The sequence below is a fragment of the Planctomycetaceae bacterium genome, assembly GCA_041398785.1.
Taxonomy (GTDB): Bacteria; Planctomycetota; Planctomycetia; order Planctomycetales; family Planctomycetaceae; genus JAWKUA01.
The window spans coordinates 1-17961 of the sequence record JAWKUA010000048.1 but is presented as its reverse complement, the minus strand read 5'-3'; the positions used below and the strand labels follow the sequence as shown (position 1 = coordinate 17961).

Sequence of the window (17961 nt, the reverse complement as noted above, 5' to 3'; positions counted from 1 at the left end):
TCGCCCTCCCGGATGTTGGTGGCTCGGCAGGAGGCTCGCTTTCCCGGACGCTGGCGGCTTGACGAAGTCCGGAACCGCGAAGCAGGTTGCTGCCGCGCGTCGGAATCGCCGGCAGGGGTTGGGTCAGGGATCTCGCTGCAGCACGATGTTTCGGTAGGCGTTGCCGAACGCGGCGGGGATATCTTCGATAATTCGGACGGGAAGGCCGGTTCGGATGTCGTCCAGCCGGCGGTTGATGTCGGTTCCGAACGGCCGGGTGATCAGGTTCAGCAGTCGTCGGACAGGCGTGGTCGATTGGCCGGAGTCAGCGAATTTGTCCAGGATCAGGATTCTGCCTTCCGGCCGGACGACTCGAACGGCTTCGCGCAGACAACCGTGAGGATCAGGGACGACGCTGAGAATCAGAGTCATGACGACCACATCGATGCTGTTGTCCGTCACCGGCAGCAACTGCGCGTCGGCCTGCACCAGAGTCACTTCGAACTGCAGTTGAGTCTTTTTCCGTGCGGCGACGGCAAGCATTGGCAGCGACAGGTCGATACCAAGCACGACCGCACGATCCGGAAGATGCCGGAAGTCTTCGCCGGTGCCGACTCCCACCAAGAGCAGCCGTTGCCCATCGTTCACGGCGACAGATTGCCACAACCGCGATCGCGCTTTTTGAAACGGCGGTAGTCCGATCAGAAAGTCATAGAACGGCGACCAGCACGCGTAGATGAAACGATTCCAGCGGTTGGAATACGGCATGTGGCGACGGTTGACTTCAGACGAACAGTTTTGAAACCGGCTGTCCGTGGTCGGTGATCGGCACGGGGCGGTCGCCGTCGAACAGTTCCTTATGAGGATCCACGCCCAGCGCTGCGTAGATGGTGGCGTGCATGTCCGCCACGGAGACAGGTTCGTCGACAATTTCGCGACCGAGTTCATCGGTGGTGCCGACGACCTGACCGGTCTTCAGTCCGCCGCCGAACATCGCGATTGTGAATGCCTGGCTGTGATGTCCGCGGCCGCCTCCTCCGTCGAATTCCGGCGGCCGCCCGAATTCCGTGGCGACAACGACCAGTGTGGTGTCCAGCAGGCCGCGAAGTTCCAGATCATCGACGAGTGCGGCCAGTGACTGGTCAAGCTGCTGGATCAGGACGTGCTGATTGACCTGTCCGTCGTTGTGAGTATCCCAGCCGGTCCCGTTGATGAAGTTCAGATTGAAGCTGACTTCGGAAAACCGGACTCCGGATTCGGCCAGCCGCCGAGCCAGCAGGCATCGCTGCCCGAATTCGCTGCCATAGGCGTTCCGGACGTCGTCGTGTTCGGTCGTGAGATCGAAGACCCGGGCGAACTTCTTTCCGGTCAGCCGGTCACCACTGATTCCGGCGTCGATGTAATCTTCGACATTGCTGAAACCGCTGAACTGCCGGCGGTAGTCGCTGCGCATTCCTGCCAGCAGCTTCTGTCGGCGAGCCATGCGGTCGGGAGTCACGTCGTCCGGTCTGCGCAGCCCTGCGGGTCCGGAAGCGGTATCGGTCAGATAGATGTAGTTGTGCCGAGCTCCCAGAAACCCCGGCCCGCGAGTCGCGCTGGGGTAGCCCATGACGACATACGCCGGCACATTGTCCGCCGCGCTGCCGCGTTCGTGTGAAACGACCGAACCGATCGACGGGTAGATTGTGGTGCCTGTCGGAGGCCGTCCGGTGTGGAGACGATTAGTCGCCGCAGCGTGTTCGTCGATCACGTTGTGATTCACGGTTCGCAGCAGAACGCCTCGATCAAGCCGATCGGCCATCCGCCGCAGATGCTCGCAGACCTGAATGCCGGGAACAGCCGTGCTGATGGCTCGGTAAGCGGAACCCGGCTTCTTCTTCCCCTGAGTCGGATCGCCGACTCGCTTGGGATCCCATGTATCGATGTGACACGCACCGCCGCCCAGCCAGACAAAGATGCAGCTTTCGGCGGTTCCCCGTGGCAGTGAGTCATTCGCATTCGCCGACGCGGTCGCGGCCAGTGCGGCGGAAGCGACTGAGGTCTGCAGGAAGGATCTTCGTGTGCGATTCATGAGGTTGCGGGTCTTCAAACTGAGGATTGTCGCGATCAGTCGGAGGAGGTCTTGAAGTGCGGACCGGGTAAGTTCTTTTTCCTCACGGTACGAATGCAAATTCCGGGCTGTTGAGCAGGACCCAGATGACGTCTTCGGCCTGTTGGCGCCATGTTTCGGTCAGGCGTTCGGTTGGCGGGTCGCCGTTGCGGGCGTCTTCTTCGAGCTGCAGCTTGATTCGAGTCGCTTCGGCGTTCAGGTGGTTGGACCAACTGACGGCATTGCGGTAAATCCGCGGCTGTGTTCTGACTTTGGCTCCCGGCACGACACGCGACTCGAAACCGTCGCTGAGTGCCGCCCGGAAGGTGAATCGTTCGTCGCTGGATGGTTCGCGAGACAGCAGTTGCAGAAACAGGTGGTCGATCAGCGAATCAACGGAGTCCGCGGTGACGCAGATTTCCGTCGTGGCGGCTCCATCGGAAAGCTGAATCAAACGATGACCGGCGTTGCCGTTTTGCAGAGTCAGAGTCTGCAGGACGGTGGCGGAATGTTCGCGTTCGGAGATTGCGTGAGGACGCGATTCGCGCCAGCCGAAAACGCTGAGCAGATCGATCAGTCCCTGGGCGACGGGCAGTGCCAGAGCCGGCCGGTCGCGTTCGTTCGACAGTCCGCAGAACTGCCAGGCTCGTTCGGGAACGCCCAGGTTCAGAAACGTGGAAGCCGGACGTCGGCCTTCCGGATCAAGCGTCAGCATCTCCGCGCCGAAATCCTTGCCGACGGCGGCGTACAGTGAATCGACAAGCTGTTCCGCGGACAACCGCTGCTTGACGGGTGCGGCGGACCATTCGGCCAGCGGACTTTCGGCCGGAACGGCGGCACGCTGCCAGGTTTCGGACAGCAGAATCAGCCGGGCGGTCGCCTTCAGATCGTAGCCGCAATGAATGTGCGCAGCGGCCAGACTGTCCAGCAGTTCCGGATGCACCGGTCCGTCAAAAGACCAGTCGTCGGTGTTGGCGACGAGGCCTCGACCGAACAACCGTCCCCACAGTCGATTCACGATCACCTGAGCGAACGGCGACTGCATGGGATGCGTCAGGTGCAGAGCAAACTGGTCTCTGGGATCCTCCGCGTTTTGGATGAGAGCTTCCCAGTCGGCGGCTGCGGCAGATGTGTCGCCGTCATCGGCAAACGGCCATGTCGGTTCGATGGTGGCTCCCGGTTCGATGCTGACCGTAATGGCTGACGGTCGTTCTCCGTTCGGACCGACGGGAACGGAACTGGTATCCGGAATCTGCAGCGGCTCACGATTCAGCAGGGCTGCCAGTTGAAACAATTCCTGCTGCCGGAATTCACGCACGGGAGAATCGTGGCATCGAGCGCATTTCATGTCGCGAGCGTTGAAGGCGGTTGACAGCACGAGTGCGCGGGCTGCCATGGGCACGTCGTTCTGCGTCGCCATGGCGAATCCCCCCGCGGCTCCGCCCAGTTGACTGCCCTTCATCTGAGTCAGTTCGGTGGCGAAACGGTCCGTGGCCTTGTTGTCGAGAAACGATTCGTAGATCCACCAGCGGAAAGGTCCGGTGTTGTTGAGTTCTGGTTTCAGAATTCCCGGATTCTCCGCCAGCACGTCCTGCCAGTAGGCGACCCAGTGATCCGCCCAGCGATCGTCATTCAGAAACCGGTCGACGGCCTGTTCGCGGCGATTTGCTTCCGGCAGCGAGCGAAACCATGCGATTTCTTCCGGCGAAGGAATCACACCGGCCGTTGAGAGTGCGAGTCGTTTCAGGAACGTCAGATCATCGATCACGGCTGTTGGCTGCAGTCCTTCCGCCGACAACTTCGCAGAGATGACGTCGTCGATCTGCCGCGGCGATTCGATCGGAGCTATCGTTGTCAATTCCGCGGCGACACGGTGTCGGTGATCCCAGTACTCCGCAGTTGCAGCATCCTGTCGTTGCCGTTCCTGTTGTTCGAAGTCGCGGACGAAAGCCTGATATTCGGCGGCGTAGCGTCGCCAGCTTGCTTCGTCGCAGAAGACTGTTTCCTGAACCGGAGACAGCAGTTGAAATTCCTCACCTTCGCGGGCGATCGCCAGCAGAGTTTCGCCGGCTTCGAGTCGCACGCCGCTTCCGCCGACCACGGTTTCGAATTCAAACGTGTGAGGTTCGTCGCCGTTGAACGTAACTGACGTCAGAACTTCCTGATCGCCAGGCGGGACCGGGTGCATGAATTCGTGAACGGGATCCGCCAGTTCCGGCACGCGTTCATGTCCACTGGCGTTCTTCTGCATCGCAGCCAGTGTGGAAGCGACTTCGCCGTCAATCCGCAGGCGAGACTGCGATCGGGCTCGCGCAAGCACCTGCCATGTTCCCGCCGGAAGCATTGCGCGGCAGCGCAGACGCAGGACGAACGGAGTCGTCCGGTCCACAATGACGGCCCCCGTATCGTACTTCTTCGGCACTCGGGGAACGGCCGCGACGGGCTGATTCCACTGCATCGTGATTCGACCGGCGCCCCGGTTCCACGGATCATCGGTGACGATGCCTTCCCGGATGTCGCAGACAACCACGCCTTCGGGCAGCGGAGGTGACGAATCCGCATCGGACGCAGATTCGGCACTGGCGGGAATCGCCGCGTCGCACCACAGCAGCAGGGAGCACACAACGACGATCAAACGGCCGGTTCGGGTCAGCATGGCGGACGGTTTCCTCTAATGCTGGCGGAACGAAATGATGCCGGTCACCTGCCCTCGGAGGGCACCGTCGCGACACGACGCTGTACAGTATAACGGTCACATCGGTTCCGTCATACCGGCTTCAGCGGGAAGCGAAGTCAGCTGTGTGTCACCCGAACCGCTGTACAACGATCGCGGCGGATTGTTACTCTGAACGTCGCACGACGCTGACATGACCGCTCAACACGGATCGGCGGGCGGGGAAATCGTATTCATTGTTGTGGCCGCAGCGTGATAATTATCTGGTCCGCGCCGGTTCATGGTATGTTGAAGTGACGTGTTGTACGCTGCTGAAAAAGGGATTTGCCGAGTAGACGGATTACAACCGGATGATGCGGAATTCATTCATTCGTTAGGTTCTCACGGGCTGATCGCGTGATGCAGGCACCCATCGCTGCGAACGATTTCCTGTCGCTGCTGGAAAAGAGCGGTTTGCTCTCGGCGGATCAGGTGCGCAAGGCGACGGAGAAATTCGGCCTGACGGAAGACTTGCCGCCGGAACAGGTAGCGCGGCGGCTGGTGAAGGCTCTGGTGCTGACACCGTTCCAGGCGGAACGGCTGCTGGAAGGCCGATACCGCGGATTTCTGATTGACCGCTATCGTGTCCGCGAAGTGCTGGGCGTCGGCGGGATGGGCTGCGTGTACATCGCCGTCGATACCGAAGAGAAGCGCAAGGTCGCTTTGAAAATCCTGTCAGCACAGCACGCTCTGGATGCCGGGATGCTGACGCGGATGAAGCTGGAAGCTCACGCCGGCATGATCATCAAGCATCCCAACGTCGTGGAAACGTACCGCATCGGTTCCACGGGCGCCGTCAACTTCATGACGATGGAGCTGGTTCGCGGCATCAGCATGCACGAACTTGTCGCGCTGAACGGACCGATCAAGTGGCAGATGGCCTGCGACATGTTCATGCAGGCGGCCACCGGATTGCAGGCCGCTCACGATAAGCAGATCTATCATCGGGACATCAAGCCTGCCAACCTGCTGATTGATTCTGACGGAACCACCAAGCTGCTGGACTTCGGCCTGGCACTGCTGAAGGCGGAACCGTCTGACGAGTTCTCGCTGTCGATGATCTTTGGCCATGACTGTCTGGGAACTCCCGACTACATCGCTCCGGAACAGTCGGTGGACAGCAATGCGATCGACGGCCGGGCGGACATCTACAGCCTGGGCTGCACGTTCTATGTGGCGCTGACGGGACGTGTGCCGTTTCCGGAAAAAAGCAACACGGCAAAAATCGCCGCGCAGCGCAACAAGACCGCTCGGCCGATTCGCGACATCAGGCCGGAGGTCCCGGAAGAAGTGGCGGCGATCGTCGAACGGATGATGGCCAAGCGGCCGGAAGACAGATTCGCGACGGCAACCGATGTCGCGAACGCCCTGCGCCCGCTGGCCAGCCGCCGGCCGGTGAACTTTGAATTCCGCGAACTGGTGACGCTGCGAGCCCGGCAGGCGCGCCAGAAGGAAGCGACGACGCCGCGAAGTTCGGGTTCCGGACCGCGTTCGTCCATCACGTCGGCGTCGGCGTGGATGGGAAATCCCAGCCACCATCTGGCGGCCGAAATCGATACGTTTACGGCCGACGACACACCGGCTATCCGACAGCCGGCTCCCGCCCGCCGTGAACGCGGCAGTGACTCCGCGCCCCGTCGGCCATCCCGCATGGCGCCGCATTCCGGGTCCAACGTTCCGCGGGGATGGATTCTGCGGCGGCTGAAAACGCGGCAGCAGATTTCTGTCACTCGCGTGAAGACCCGGATCGGCACGGCGACGGAGTGTGAATTGCCGATGCACGGCTCGTGTTCCGACGAAAGGCAGTGCGTCATCGAATTCACCGGCGACGAATGGCACCTGAAGCAGGAGTCGAAGGCACAGCCGACCTTCGTCGACGGCAAGCCGCAGACTTTCGCGAAGCTGAAGCACGGTTCGAAGGTGACGTTCGCCGACGGCAGCGGCTTTGTACTTCTGAACGTGGACCTGGATGCCCGCCGACTCTCGCGCCGCAGGCGACTGCTGGCCTGGCTGGTGCCGTCGGCGCTGGCGGCCATTGCCGCGGCTGTCGTCTGGTACACGATTTTCCGGTGAAGCCCGACACGGTCCCCGCATTTCAGGGCAGGAACTTCGCACATGCATCCCGATCGAATCGGACCGTATCTGATCGACCGCAAGATCGGTTCGGGCGGCATGGGCAACGTCTATCGCGGTGTTCACGAGGAATCCGGACAGGAAGTGGCGGTCAAGGTACTGCCGGCGTCGATGGCTCGCGAAGACGGCTTCGTTCGCCGCTTTAATCGCGAAATCGAAGCGCTGAAGAAGCTCAGCAGCCGCTACATCGTCACGCTGTTTGATTCCGGCCAGGCCGACCCGGAAACGTACTACTATGCGATGGAATACGTTTCCGGCGAGACTCTGACGAACATCATCACCGAACGAAAACGGATCCCCTGGCGCGAAGTTCTGGATCTGTCGCTGCAGATGGCTGCGGCTCTGAAGGCGGCTCACGATGCCGGCATCATTCATCGCGATCTGAAGCCGTCCAACCTGATGATCGCGAAGGACGGGACGGTTAAGCTGACCGATTTCGGTGTCGCCCATGTGTTTGCCACGACCCGGCTGACTCGCACCGGCGGCGTTGTCGGGACCGCCGAATACATGTCGCCCGAACAGGCGCGCGGTCAGCGGGCCACTCAGCGCAGCGACCTGTATTCGCTGGGAGCCGTCATGTATGTCATGCTGACCGGCCGACCGCCGTTCAGCGGGCAGACTGCCAATGACATTCTTCACAAGCAGCAGTTCGCTCAGTTCGACAAGCCCAGTCGCTATGTTCCGGAACTGCCGCGGCTGCTGGAAGAGCTTGTCTGCACGCTGCTGGAAAAGAAACCGGATCGCCGGCTGCCCAGCGCTCTGGTGCTGATGAAGAAGCTGGAACAGGTCCGCAGCCGGATTGAGTTCGCGGAACGGCAGCAGGAAACCGTCGCGCTGAACCGGCAGCGATCAGCCGACGTCGATTCCGCGTCCGGCACCGGCGGCGATATCGACGGAGCCTCCGAGCTGACGTCCGGGCCTGGCGGAAGCGGCGAATCGGGCGAAATTCGATCCATCGACGACGCTCTGGCCATGCAGCGCCCGGGACCGGCGACTCTGGTCCGCGACCTGTTGCGCGAAGACGCGGAAGCCCAGCTTAAGAAGTCAGTCGTCGCCAGATTCTTCGACAATACGTTTGTGCTGGTGACGCTGTTCATCCTGGTTGTCGCCAGCGGCTTCTGGCTCTCGCATCGCACCGAGCCCGATCCCGGCGAACTGCTGGCACGCGCCGAACGAATGCTGGACAGTGAGCCGGGTTCCGTCTGGCTGCGGGCTCGCAACGACATTCTTCTGCCACTGCTGGAAAGCGACGCGCTGCCAGATCGAAACGCCGACATCCGGCACTACATCCGTCAGGTCGATCAGTACGATTTTTCCCGATCGCTGAAATCGACGACACCCGCGGACGGAACGGCGGACGGCGAGATTGAGCGCCTGATCGCTCGCGCGTTTCAGGAACAGTCGGCCGGAAATTCCGTGCAGGCTCAGCAGCAGGTCGAGGCACTCGTGCTGCTGACAAACGACGACGCCAGCCGGACGTTTCTGAACGCGTTCCTGAAACAGACGCTTCAGGAATGGAAAAGCGGCCCTGGTCTGACGGGACGGTCGGCTCTGGTGCAGGATGTTCTGCGCGAAGCCCGCCAGTCGGCCGGTAACGTCGCTGCGATGCAGCGTTCCAGAGACACTTTGAAGGCCGTCATTTCGCTGTACACTTCGCAGCCGGAACTCAGCGAAGAACTGAACCAGTGCCGGGAAGTGCTTGGCCAGATCGAAGCCGAACTGAACCGGCCCTGAACCGCAAACGCCAGGAAACCGATTTGTGAGCAGCCATTTGAACCTTAAGGAACACGTCCGGTCGATTCCGGATTTTCCCAGCCAGGGAATCATGTTTCGCGACATCACGCCGATGCTGAAATCTGCCGTCGCCATGAAGGAAGTTATCCGGCGAATGGCCGACCCGTTTCGGGGAACGGGAATCACAACCGTCATCGCCGCGGAAGCTCGCGGATTCGTTTTCGGCGTACCGCTGGCCATGGAACTCGACGCCGGTTTCGTGCCCGTTCGAAAACCGGGAAAGCTGCCGTTCGACACCCATGAATTCTCTTACGAACTCGAATACGGCATGGATACGCTGGAAATGCACACCGACGCCGTCCAGAAGGGGGATCGTGTGCTGCTGGTGGATGACCTGCTGGCCACCGGCGGCACCATCGAAGCCTGCCTGAAACTTGCGGAAAACCTGGGTGCCGAAATCGCGGGAGCCGCCTTTGTGATCGAACTGGCGTTTCTGCGCGGACGCGAACGACTGGGTGACCATCAGGTGGTCAGCCTGATCGAATACCATTCCACCGATTCCGACGAATAACGGCCGAATCAACAGCCTGCGAAACCAGCGGTCCTGTGGCGCGACGTCGCAGAGTTGCCAATTCACAATCTTCCTGCCCGCCGACCCGCAGCCGTGTCCGACGAACGTCTTGAACAACTGGCCAGCCGCTTTCAAAAAACGATGGCGCATGCCTGGATGGTGCGCACGTTCATCAAGCATTCGGACGAAGTGGACGACTATCCGGAACTCATGGGGATCGTTCGCGCCGTGTTTGACATGAGCCGCGCGATTGAAAACAAGATCGAAGATCCCGCGACATACTTCCGGTTCGCTCGAAAGAAAATCGGAAAGCTGCGTGCGGCGGCTGAGGCGTTTCGTGATGACGCCTGGGCCGCGTCGACTCACACGAATTTCCAACAGGCCGTGATGTCCATGCTGTACTGCGTGGAGCAACTGGAATCGATCCTGCAGCAGGCCGACGAACTGAAGTCCGCCACCGAGTAGCCGCGGTGAACATAGTCCGCGATGTCGCACTTCGAGCCGTTGCGTCTACTTTGCGCAGAACTCTGCCGGCTTGACGCTCACCGATGCCGCGGCAGCGAGTTTCAGTTGTTCCACGGCGCGAGCGTGTTCGTCCGGCGTGAGCGTCAGGCGCGAGGATGTCTGCAGAACAGGCAGGTTGTCCAGCGGCATCTGGTCGTTCAGCTTCACGCCGGGAATTGAGTTCGCCACATGCGCGATCATCTCCGCGGGGTGTTCGCAGAATTCTTCATACGAAATCCGGACGACGCGATTGGATGCGACCTGCCGAAGCTGCTGTTCGATTTCCGCGTCGATCGTGATGACCTGTTCGCAGACATCGTCGACATAGGCCAGCGGGTCGGAAGCGTCAGTTGTCGTGTGACTGCGGAGCCCCCAGCCGGTGCCGGAATCGCCCTGCACCTGGCGGCGAGCCTTAATCAGCGACTGCACAACAAACAGCGGTTGCCGCTGCACCACGATGAAATATCCGCTCGGCAGATGCCGAGCCAGCAGATCGATGCAGGCAGCGTTGCGGTTATTCTTGTTCAGCAACGGCCTGTCAAACGCGATCGTCCACGCGGCCAGCGTTTTCTGCATGTCGGCAACCGTCGACGACGAAAGCTCCGCCGCCGGGTTGTACCGATCATCGCCCAGCCAGCGATTCCACAGGTGAAACGCATCGTTCGATCCGTGAAGCGAGGCTGTTTGACCGTAGAAGTTGCGGAACTCCGGTTTCGTCGCCCTGCGCTTCCGATGGAACAGCCGCGATACCGTCAGAGGCGATCGAGGAAACATGGCGCTCAGATTCGTCGGGACGGAAACATCCAGATACTGAGCCAGGGCCTGATAAACCAGAGTCGTGCCGCTGCGTGGAGGCCCGACGATCAGCAGCAGCGGATGACGGCTTGACGTTGCACGATCAATGCAGCGCTTCTCCATTCCCGACAGCAGCACATCCAGCGGAATCGCCGCGATCCGCATGGCTTCGTGCAGAAGAGCCGAATAGGCTGCCCGGTTCCCGGAACGCAGCATTCTGACCAGCAATCCGAACGGATCCCGGAAGTTCGACGATGGTGCAACGTTCGGCATGGAATGGCTCGAATCAGGAAAGGCGATCTCAGCAGATCAACTTCGCGCAGTCGCACACACGCGGCGACCGTTGCTAGTCTTGCCTCGAAATTCCACGAAGGCCGGGGTATTCATGTTCCCGAAATGCTCGACGGCGGGTTTCCGCTCAATCATGACGCGCGTACCTGTTGGCGGGAACGTTGCCGAATTGCAACACGAAACTTGACCCCGAACCTGTGCGACGATTGAGTGGTGCGACATCGGTCGCGGTGCCTTTCTGCGGTTTTCGGCTCGTGATACGCTCCGCCCGCCATCATTCCTCCTGACGAGAAGGTCCCGCAAATGCCGACACCACGTCCCCTGGGTCGAGTCACCTGCGATCATTCCGGCCGCGTCGTGCTGGTCAGCGGCGGAGCCGCCGGGATTGGCCGAGCGATCTGTGAAGCGTTCGCGAAATCCGGCGCAGCCGTTGTGTGTCTGGATATCGATGATGCCGCCGCCGGCGATCTGCCCGACGGAATCGACTTCGTGCGAGGCGACACGTCCGTGGAAGAAGACTGCCGTAACGCCGTGGAATTCACCATCGAACAGCACGGAGCCCTGGACGTGCTGGTCAACAATGCCGCCATCCAGCCGCCGGAATCTTATGTTCCTGTGGATCAGTTTCCGTCGGACCTGTGGCAGCGGATGGTGGACGTGAATTTTTCGGGTTACACCTGGCTGGCGAAGCACGCAGTGCCGCACATGAAACGGCAACAGGCGGGAGTCATCGTCAACATGGCCAGCGGCCAGGCTCACCGAACGGCCCGTCAGGTTGCTGCGTACGGACCGATCAAGGCGGCCAATATTCTGCAGGCCAGGCAATGGGGAATCGAGTACGCTCGCGACGGCATTCGCGTCGTCAGTGTGTCGCCGGGAGCCATTGACACGCCGCTGGTGCGAGCCAGCCTGGAAGCTCAGGGCGGCGCCGCCGAACTGGCGAACCGTCACCCCATCGGCCGCATCGGAAAGCCGGAAGAAGTCGCGTCCGCTGTCCTGTGGCTCAGTAGCTGCGCCGCGTCATTCATCACAGCCACGGACCTGGAAGTCGACGGCGGCCTGGGCGCATTCGCCGCCTTCGCGGAACCGTATCCGATGCCCGGCGAATAGGCTTCGACTCGCACCCTGCGAAGCGTTCTTGGCCACAGATTTCACAGATTCACACAGATGACATGCTCGTGCGGCGCAGTCGACAGGCGCGGACAGAATCTGTGTTCATCTGCGAAATCTGTGGCCCATTCGCCGTGGAAAGGGCGATGTCAGAGAGGACAGGGTCCGTCGGGCCGCCGGAACGTACTTGCTTCGCGTGTTGCCGGGTTTGCAGCCGCGGGTCAGCGGAAAATGTCTCGCACGGTTCGAAGGGAAAAGTGCCGGCTGGAGGACGCGCTGGTGGTGGGTTCTTCGGCCGGGACATCCCTCGGCGGACCTGGCGCGTCGACCGGGTCGGGTTTCGGGCGGCGGTGAGGGTAGTCGTCGAGTTCGAAGAATTCCTCGGCCGCTTCGCCGGAGTCTTCGTAGCGCGGAGCGGAATCGGCGGCTCGCAGATCGCGCGGGTAGCAGTCCGGTTCGAAGTGTCGTCCGTGCGGTCCGATGGCGGCGAAGCGTTCTTCGACAAACGTGACACCGTGAACTTCCAGAACCGTTCCGGTCTGGCGCTCCAGCGTTGCAAGCTGAGAATTGTACTGCGTCAGTGCCGATGCTTCGGATGCGACGGAGTTGCCCCAGTCGTTGATCGCCTGCAGCACGTTCAGAAAGATGACGCGTCCGACCTGTTCTTCCGCAAACTGAACTTCCAGGTTGACGCTGGCTGCCTGGCGGACTTCACGAAACGCTTCGTACTGCAGGTAAGCCTGGTCGAGACTTCGAACGGTTGTCGCCAGTTGGTGTTCGACCTGATGGATTCCCTGAGCGATGTTCGCGCGGTCTCGCGCGATGAGCAGTTCCGACGACCGGGCCGCCGCGCGAGCCTGCCGCAGTCCCAGTGGCACCTGAAATGTTACTCCCAGAGTCCAGCTTGGGTTGTCGTTGAGTTCGGAACCAAACGTCGTGCCGGCTGTTCTGCCTGTCAGACCGTTCCAGCTCTGGACTCCCACGGCATTCAGCGTCGGTTGAGCCACGTTTCTGGCCTGAACAAGCCGCTGCTGATCGGCCAGCAGGATCAGGTTCAACTCAATCAGATCCGGACGTCTGATCTGAGCCGTGTCGATCAGTTCTTCCCAGTGAAACTCGACTCGATCGCGCGTGGGCGGTGTCGACGGAACAATGCGGGAACCGTCCTCGGGCGGCAGTCCCAGCATGTTTCGCAGCGCGGCCTCGGTCTGCAGGACGTTGCCGCGGGCCGCGATCAGGTTCGCTCGAAAGTTGTTGTACGACACTTTCGGCTGGGCCACGTCGGCAATGCGAACTCGCTCCGCGCGAAACTGTGCTTCGGCGCGTTCGAGCGCGAAATCCGCCTGTTCGACCTGCTTTTCTCGCGCCCAAAGTTCCGTGCGCGCCTGAACCAGATTCCAGTAGGCCGCGACGACGCCGCGAACCAGTTCCTGCATGGAATCCTTGAACTGAAAATACGACTGATCCTGTTGCAGTCGAGCGATGACAATCGGAGCTTCATTGGCCGCTCGACCGGCTCCCGACAACAGCGGCTGCGTGTAGCTGAGTTCCAGCGACGGCCGTTGAGTGGTGCTGAACGGTAAAGCGCCGGACCCGTAGCTGAAGTTGTTGCCGAACGTCAGACCGGCAACTCCGCCCAGCCGGTTTGTCTGATTCAGGCCGATGGACAAGTCGTTGCCGCCGCTTCGAAGCTGGCCAGGCTGTTCCGACTTTCGCCAGTTACTGTTGGCGAAAAACACAGGATCGAAGCGTCCGACGGCCTGATCGATGGGAGTCGTCGCGATCGCCGTGTCGTAAATTGTGCTTCCGGAAGAGACGGCTGCGGTTCCCGCGAGGACTCGAATGACTTCCGAATTCTGCAGCGCGATGCGGATCGCTTCGTCCAGCGACAGGAATCGTTCCGGCGCGTCATCGCTGACTGTGGCCACGGTTACGGGAACCGGGTTCGCGGGTCTGCGAAACGTGACGATCTCTTCCGGCCGGTGCCAGCGAATGCTGTGCTGTTCGTCGAACCGCAGTTGCGCAAAGGCGGGATTCGGCAGCCAGGCAGCCGAGATCACGACGAACGCGAACGCGATGCGCGCAGCAAACTGGCGGCATGCAGATCTCATGCAGGAACAACCGGTCGAAAAAGGTGTCGGGAACTTTGAAGGCATCCGTTTCTTCAGGCTCTCTGCAGGCGCCGGAGAACGTCCAACACCTCTTTCAACGCCCTGATAACTCATCGACCGGCTGAATGAGATTCCCGAATTCTTGCTGATACAGCATTGGTACGGACGGCACGATTCGGGCCGGTTTTTCGGTTTTGGCCCGTTACAGCGGCGGACCGATCCTGGCAACCGTCACAACCGGAATCGACCGCAATGTGACAATTGCGAACCGGTGACGGTGACAACGATCATCACAGCCTCGCCAAACGCAACGAAGACATCAGTCCTGCCGCTCTTTCGCTGCGCACCTCATTTGACGTTGGGACGATGGCATTGCAGAAGCAGCGCTACATCAGAAAACCCATCAGTCGCAGGTAGTCTTCCCATGACAGCGGCGCGGTCGGCTGCACAACGGCGGGCGGCACGTATGTGTACGGCTGATAGTTCGGGTCGGGAATTACGACGTATGGCTCCGGCGTCGCGACGTGTCCGGGATACAGATACATCTGCAGATCCGGGTCGTAGTATTCCGGCAGGTTTGTCGGATCAGTGACGGACGGACCGACGGGCAGTGACGAGACCGCGGCAAACAGTTGGTATTCGATCTCCGGTGACCGCCGGGTGTCGGGTGGCAGAACGGCTTCTGTCAACACGGTGTAGGCTCCCGGAGCCAGCAGGATACTTCGTTCCAGCACCGTTTGGCCGGTCGCGGTGGCCATCTGGAACACGCGTGTTCCGTTCGAATCGAAGATCGACATGGCCACGCCGGCCATCTGGTCGCGTTTGAGCTTCTTCGCGGCGATTGCGAACGTGAACAACTGCGACTCCGCGACGTACAGGTCACTTCGCTTCTGTTGCTTCTCACGGTCGAGCGTTCCTGTGCTGAGTGAACCCAGCGGCGTTTCCGACTTTCGGCTGCTGAACGACACCGTCAGTCGATAGTGGCAACTCGTGTCCGCTCCGGTCGAATTCACGCGAACGATGTACGCCTTGCCGGCCTCCACTTCCTTTGGCTGCAGAATGATTCTGCCATCGGTGGTCACCATTACCGTCGATTCGACGGACTTGCCGGAACTTGTCAGCAGTGCGATCTCCGGCAGACGACCGCTCAGATCCCAGGTCTGCAACACGATCGTGGCGGATTTGATCTTTTCAGAGTCAGCTTCACCTGCGGTAAACAGGAAATGGTCCACGTCGTCGGCCGACTGAATCGAACCGTCGATCTGGTAGTAACTGAACGCTCCCACCGGTGCCTGGTTGATGAGTTCCTCCGGATGGTCCACGTCATCGTTGTCGTCATCATCGATTTCGGTTTCATGTTCTGAACCCTCTGAACCGCTTCCGTACAGACGTCGCAGTTCGCTGAGATCGTCCGCCGTCGGCGCCATGATGCTGGTGTTCGCGTGGCTGAACATGACCGACGCCGGGTCGGTGCTGTGCTGCAGCCCCAGAATGTGACCGGACTCATGCAGCGTAATGGAAAACAGTTCGTCCAGATTCGCCAGGTCAACTTCGCTGTTGAACAGCACATCGCCGGCCCACGTGCCGGAGATCGAGTCGTTGTGCGGAACGGAAACCGCGATGATCCCGTCAGACAGCGGAACGGCGGCGACCCGGATATCGCCGAAGCGCGAATCGCCCTGGGACAGCCCGGCGACTCCGAAGTCCTGTCCGCCGTCGGAGACCATTTGCACGTCGCCGTTGATTTCCTGCATCCAGGTTCGAAACGCCGAAAGAATCGTGTCCTGCCATTCCGCTTCGGTCCCGAGGTCGGCCATGTCGGTATGCAGGCTGCTTTCGTGGCCGCCGACGTGAGTTCCATCCGGAGCAAAGCTGATCGTCAGGCTGGAAACATCGACCAGGCCGTTCGCGGTCAGCAACAAGCGAGCTTCCAGGAACTCAATCACCGCCGAACGATGGCACAACAGCGGATTCCTGCGGGACCTGCGAGCAAGCGTGTTTGGATTGAACAGATTTCGGAGCATTTTCGGCTTTCAATGATGTGCGGAGTGAACCTGTGTCGCGGCCCGCGCATCGTTTCACTTTTCCTGAATAGAAAGGACTCGGATCGCGTTAACGATCTGTTGGAATTGTGTGGAATCTCGGATGTTTTCAATGTCGGGATCGGTGGCTGTGATGTTCAGCAGATCCGGCTGACGACGCAGTGCCTCGGCCGTCAGTGAGACGGCACGGTTGACGTGCTCGGGATGTTCCTTGCCGATTAGTGCGTAGATGCAGGCCGCCTGGTAAGTTTCCAGCGGTGATGGATGCAGGCTCAGCAGTGTCACGGCATCACGTTCGGCGTCCTCGGTCCGGCCGGCTCTGGCCAGCAGCACACCGCGTCCGGCAACAGCGGCGGCATCGTCGGGGAAGAATGCGATCACGCGGCCCAGCGCTTCGATCGCCTGCTGCTGCTGATCCGGCTTCTGCGAATACACATGAGCCATGTTCTGCAGAGCCGCCGGAGAATTGTTGTCATAGCGCAGAGCGGTCTGGAAATCCGAAAGGGCGCCCTCCGAGTCAGTTCGGATTCTGGCGACACCGCGAGCAATCCAGCTCAATTCGTCTTCGGGCGTCGTCGTCAGACCGATGCGAAAGTCTTCCGCGGCGCCGGCAGAATCTCCCGTCAACTGGCGAAACCGGGACCGCAAAAACCAGGCGCGTGAAGGGCCACCGCGTTCAATGGCCACGGACAGATCCTGAATCGCCTCTGCAATCCGGCCAAGCCCGTGCCGCGCGAGTCCGCGATTCAAATAGGCCGCCGCGATGTCGGGGCGAAGTTCAATCAGCCGATCAAAATCACGCTCCGCTTCGGCGAAGTTTTGCTGCGAGAGTCGCAGAATTCCGCGATCCTGCCATGCTCGCCAGCAATCCGGATTCAGCACGACGCATGTCGTAAAACAGCCTTCCGCGCGATCGGAGCGACGTTCGCCGGCGAACGCTTTTCCCAGCAGGAACCAGCCGGAATAGTCGTGAGGATGCTGCATCACGGCCGTTTCCAGAGACGCCACCGCGTCGGCATGATGTCCGTCGGAAAGGTGCCGGATGCCGGTGACGAGCGAATCGAATTCGTCGCTGTTCAGAGTCGCCGCGGAATTCCAGGCTTCCTTCGCCAGGTCGAGTTCTCCCGAAAGTTCCAGCAGGGCGGCCTTCTGAAGCAACGCCTCCCGCTGCATTCCGGACGACGACAGTGCCTCACCGGCTCGCGTATTGAACCGCAGAGCGTCGTTCAGAAACTTCGCGGAGTCCGGTGCATCACTATGCTGCGCCTGGTTGCCTCGCGCGGCCGAAACCAGATAGCAGACTTCGAACACGTTGCGCCGGATTTCCTGCTGACGTTCTTCATCCAGAGCGTCATAGGCTGATGTCCAGTGCCACGCTGGTTCCTTTGACGAATCGTCATTCGCTGACTGGAACACAGCGACGGATTCCAGCGCGGCGGCAATGCCTTCTTCGATTCCGGGTCCGGTCGCATCGGGAGTCGTCAGCAGCGTTCGGACTTCGGGCACGGCATCGCGAAAGTCTCGCGCGGCGTGCTCAGCTCGCGCCGTTCGCAGCCGAGTGTCCTGAAGCTTCCATCCGGCGCCGGTGGCCAGCATCGTCAATCCCAGCAGCACGGCCAGCGATGTTCGCGACAGCAGCCGCGGATGCCGCTTTCTCCATTTGTCGAACAGCTCCTGCCGGGACGCGTTTTGCGCGAACTTCAGCGGCTTCCATTGCAGCTCGCAATTCAGGTCCTCGACCAGTTTCGCGGCGGAGTCATATCGGTTGTTCGGATTGGGATGCAGACACTTATCGACGATGGAACTGACAGCGACGGAAACATCGGGGTTGATCGCTCGCACGTCCGTGGGCGGCGTCAGGCGATCCAGTCGCATTTGTTCCAGGCTGG

Annotated in this window: 12 protein-coding genes; 5 read left to right on the top strand and 7 right to left on the bottom strand. The window is 60.7% G+C overall.

What is annotated here, in order from left to right:
* Positions 1-123: 123 nt before the first annotated feature.
* The 3 genes from R3C19_26800 to R3C19_26790 all read right to left on the bottom strand — a co-directional run bounded on the left by R3C19_26800 (position 124) and on the right by R3C19_26790 (position 4724).
* Complete coding sequence (locus R3C19_26800; protein ID MEZ6063970.1) at positions 124-747, bottom strand: methyltransferase domain-containing protein; 624 nt, start codon at positions 745-747, stop codon at positions 124-126.
* Between the two features lie 16 nt (positions 748-763).
* Positions 764-2050 carry a DUF1501 domain-containing protein gene (locus R3C19_26795; protein MEZ6063969.1) on the bottom strand — a complete coding sequence of 429 codons (1287 nt, stop codon included), beginning with the start codon at positions 2048-2050 and terminating at the stop codon, positions 764-766.
* Positions 2051-2132: 82 nt separating this feature from the next.
* Positions 2133-4724 (bottom strand): DUF1553 domain-containing protein, encoded by a 2592-nt coding sequence (locus R3C19_26790; GenBank protein ID MEZ6063968.1) that lies wholly within the window; start codon positions 4722-4724, stop codon positions 2133-2135.
* Positions 4725-5141: 417 nt separating this feature from the next.
* Between R3C19_26790 and R3C19_26785 the strand changes: the two genes are divergently transcribed.
* The 4 genes from R3C19_26785 (at position 5142) to R3C19_26770 (ending at position 9684) form a co-directional block, all read left to right on the top strand.
* The gene (locus R3C19_26785; GenBank protein ID MEZ6063967.1) at positions 5142-6854 is read left to right on the top strand and encodes an FHA domain-containing serine/threonine-protein kinase; all 1713 of its coding nucleotides are present in this window, start codon (positions 5142-5144) and stop codon (positions 6852-6854) included.
* A gap of 42 nt (positions 6855-6896) precedes the next feature.
* Entirely contained in the window at positions 6897-8648 is a 1752-nt protein-coding gene (locus tag R3C19_26780; protein ID MEZ6063966.1) for a serine/threonine-protein kinase, read from the top strand.
* 25 nt (positions 8649-8673) lie between these two features.
* The gene (locus R3C19_26775) at positions 8674-9219 is read left to right on the top strand and encodes an adenine phosphoribosyltransferase (GenBank protein MEZ6063965.1); all 546 of its coding nucleotides are present in this window, start codon (positions 8674-8676) and stop codon (positions 9217-9219) included.
* Between the two features lie 93 nt (positions 9220-9312).
* Positions 9313-9684 carry an amidohydrolase gene (locus R3C19_26770; protein ID MEZ6063964.1) on the top strand — a complete coding sequence of 124 codons (372 nt, stop codon included), beginning with the start codon at positions 9313-9315 and terminating at the stop codon, positions 9682-9684.
* 45 nt (positions 9685-9729) lie between these two features.
* Here the strand turns inward: R3C19_26770 and R3C19_26765 are convergent, their stop codons facing one another.
* Entirely contained in the window at positions 9730-10791 is a 1062-nt protein-coding gene (locus tag R3C19_26765; GenBank protein MEZ6063963.1) for a sulfotransferase, read from the bottom strand.
* Between the two features lie 321 nt (positions 10792-11112).
* Between R3C19_26765 and R3C19_26760 the strand changes: the two genes are divergently transcribed.
* Entirely contained in the window at positions 11113-11919 is an 807-nt protein-coding gene (locus R3C19_26760; GenBank protein MEZ6063962.1) for an SDR family oxidoreductase, read from the top strand.
* Positions 11920-12140: 221 nt separating this feature from the next.
* Here the strand turns inward: R3C19_26760 and R3C19_26755 are convergent, their stop codons facing one another.
* The 3 genes from R3C19_26755 to R3C19_26745 form a co-directional block, all read right to left on the bottom strand.
* On the bottom strand, positions 12141-14030 hold the full coding sequence (locus tag R3C19_26755) for a TolC family protein (protein ID MEZ6063961.1): 1890 nt from the start codon (positions 14028-14030) through the stop codon (positions 12141-12143).
* A 386-nt stretch (positions 14031-14416) separates the two neighbouring features.
* Positions 14417-16054 (bottom strand): matrixin family metalloprotease, encoded by a 1638-nt coding sequence (locus R3C19_26750; GenBank protein ID MEZ6063960.1) that lies wholly within the window; start codon positions 16052-16054, stop codon positions 14417-14419.
* A 54-nt stretch (positions 16055-16108) separates the two neighbouring features.
* Positions 16109-17961: tetratricopeptide repeat protein (locus R3C19_26745; GenBank protein MEZ6063959.1), on the bottom strand; the 1853-nt coding region annotated here is incomplete at its 5' end.